General features: G+C 53.9%; 1 protein-coding gene and 1 pseudogene. Both read left to right on the top strand.

Annotated elements, in window-relative coordinates:
* The first annotated feature begins 57 nt into the window (after positions 1-57).
* A complete protein-coding gene (locus ACYC56_RS14175) occupies positions 58-1,950 on the top strand; it encodes a RecQ family ATP-dependent DNA helicase (RefSeq protein WP_461374821.1) in 1,893 nt (630 codons plus the stop codon).
* A 100-nt stretch (positions 1,951-2,050) separates the two neighbouring features.
* Positions 2,051-2,920: pseudogene (locus ACYC56_RS14170) on the top strand (hypothetical protein); the annotation flags it as partial.

Raw genomic sequence — 2,920 nt, 5'->3', positions numbered from 1 at the left:
TAAGGTGCATTTGTGCATTTGGAGTAATGAACAAATAACCGCTATTCTGGAGGGCGCATGCTTTCAACACTTAACAAGTATTTTGGTTACACCAGCTTTTTGCCTCTGCAGGAGGCCATCGTTAAGGATATTCTAGGCGGCAGCGACGCGCTGGTTCTTATGCCGACGGGAGGGGGTAAGTCGCTCTGCTACCAGCTTCCGGGGCTGTTGTTAGATGGGCTTACCGTCGTGGTGTCTCCCCTGATCGCTCTTATGAAAGACCAAGTGGACGGCCTTATTGAAAATGGCGTACCGGCTGCCTGCATCAACAGCTCGCTCACCCCCGCGGAGATGACCAGGGTGCGGGCCGCGCTCGAGCGGGGTGAGGTCAAGCTGCTGTATGTCGCCCCCGAGAGGTTGATGATGCCGCAGTTTCTCGATCTTCTAAAGCGGCTTCCTGTGAGCCTCTTCGCGGTCGACGAGGCGCATTGCATCTCGGAGTGGGGGCATGATTTTAGGCCGGAGTACCGCCAGCTCGCAAGCCTTAAAACTAATTTTCCCGCGACGCCGATTATCGCACTCACGGCGACCGCGACGCTTCACGTGCGCGACGATATCGCCGAGCAGCTCAACATCGCCGCTTGTAAACGCTATCGCGCGAGCTTTAACCGTATAAACCTCACCTATAGGGTCGAGCCCAAGGCAAATGCATACAGCCGGCTATTGCACTATCTTAACGAGCATTCACGGGATTCCGGCATTATCTATTGCCAGAGCCGCAAGCAGGTAGATGCCCTTTCATACGACCTGCAGCAGGAGGGCTACCGCGCCCTGCCGTACCATGCAGGCTTAAGCGCCGAGAAGCGAACCGCGAACCAGGAGCGATTCATCCGCGATGACGCCGAGATCATTGTGGCGACCATTGCCTTCGGGATGGGCATCGATAAACCCAACGTGCGCTACGTCATCCACTTCGACTTGCCCAAAAACATCGAAAGTTACTACCAGGAGACGGGGCGCGCCGGCCGTGACGGCCTGCCGGGCGAATGTATCCTGTTTTACAGCCCCGCAGATAGGGCCAAAATCCAGTATTTTATCAGGCAGAAGGAAGACCCCAGGGAGCGTTCTACCGCATACAAAATGCTTAAAGAGATGGTCGACTACTGCGAGGGAAGTACCTGCCGGCGCAAGGTGCTTCTGGCGTATTTCGGCGAGGAATTCGAAGATGAGAGCTGCGGCGCCTGCGATATCTGTCTGAACGAGCATATGGTTCTCGATACTCTGGCCGATGCGGGCGGGCACTTTGCCAGCGACGGCCGTAGTAAACGCGATACAAGGGGTGGCAATGGCGCCGTTACCGATAAGGATGTCGATGGCGACTTGTTTGAGATCCTGCGCAGCGTTAGAAAGACTCTGGCCGATATCGCGGAGCTGCCTCCCTACGCGATTTTTCACGACACGACGCTCAAAGAGATGGCGAAATACTTTCCCTGCGACTTGGACTCACTTGCTAACATCACCGGTGTGGGTGAGGTGAAGCTCGAGAAATACGGCGAGGCGTTCACGAATAGCATCGGCGAGTATTGCGCTTCGCATGGTATCGAGCCAAAACCGATCAAGCCCAAACGCCCGGCACGGGTGGTTAAAGAGAAGCGGCCCTCCGAGGCCAAAACCTCGACTATCCAGGAGACCTTCGCGCTCTACAAACAGGGCCTTAGCCTGGGCGAGATGGCGCAAGTGCGTTCCCTTAATATCCGTACGATCGTAAACCATTTAGAAGCCCTTATCCTAAGCGGCGAAGACATCGCAATCGAGCATATCGTCCCGTTAGAGCGCCAGACGAGGATAGTTGAAGCCATGCAAGAGGTAGGCCCCGAGGTTCTGCGCCCCATCAAAGAAAAACTCGGTGTTGACGTCTCGTATGAAGAAATACGCCTGGTCAGGGCGCAGTATATCTATGACCGGTCGTAGCCCGTTCTGCTGGTAAATCTATCCTGTCGAAATTTAGGCTTTGTTGTACTAGTATTATCCTATCTTAACTATGCGCTCGGATAGAGGGATAAGGTGACCTATGATGCGAAAAATCCTGTTGCTTGCCTTTGTTGTTTTCTTGATGGCGTTGCCGACAGCTGCGTATGCTGATGATAGCTATGCCGGTGGCGTTGGGGAGGCGCCGATGCCTCAGAATAGCAAGGATATCGTGATGCAAAAAGAGGTCGTCAACGTTATCCTGCATTTGGGATTTGCCGAGGTAGAGTGCGCGTACCAGTTCAAAAACGAGGGGAAGGCGCAAGCGGTTTTGATGGGGTTTCCCGAGAGGGACGGCCCCGAAGGCGACTACGTCCCCATGTCGATATTCCGGGCGTTTGTCGATGGTAACGAAATCCCGGTGAAGAAAACCGAGATAACGTTCAAGCCCGGCCAGAAAGGCTATGATGATTTCGGCGAGAAATCCAACTGGTTTATGCAGGAAGTGCCGTTTAAGGCGGGCGAGACGAGGGTTATTGTAAACCGCTATATCGGCGCTCACGGTGGTACTGTTTCAGCTGAGAAATCTGCTTCGACCCACTTTGTTTATGTGTTGCGTACCGGCGGCAGTTGGAAGGGAGCGATCGGGCGCGCCGATGTTAACCTGACGTTTACAAGCGGTCTCTCCTGGGATAACTTTAAACCGGATGCCAAGGCATACAGGGATATAGGATACGGGGTTCCGCCAAGTAATGTCGTTAACCCAAAGGGATATGCCAAGAAGGCTGATGGTTTGTCTTGGGTCTTTAAGAATATTGACCCCAAACATCGAGAAGACGATATCTCGCTAACATTTTATGCGGATCGCACGCCGGGTGGTCCTAATCACCCCACTGCCACCGCCACCTCCTGGATTGATGCTGGCGAATACAACTATCCCGCACAACAGGCCTTTGATGGTAACGTCACCACA

The organism is Candidatus Aquicultor sp., from assembly GCF_054640775.1.
This window is presented reverse-complemented; position numbering and strand designations above follow the sequence as displayed.

Coding starts and splice junctions, on each gene's coding strand:
- ACYC56_RS14175 (WP_461374821.1), top strand. CDS start 58: ATGCTTTCAACACTTAACAAGTATTTTGGTTACACCAGCTTTTTGCCT.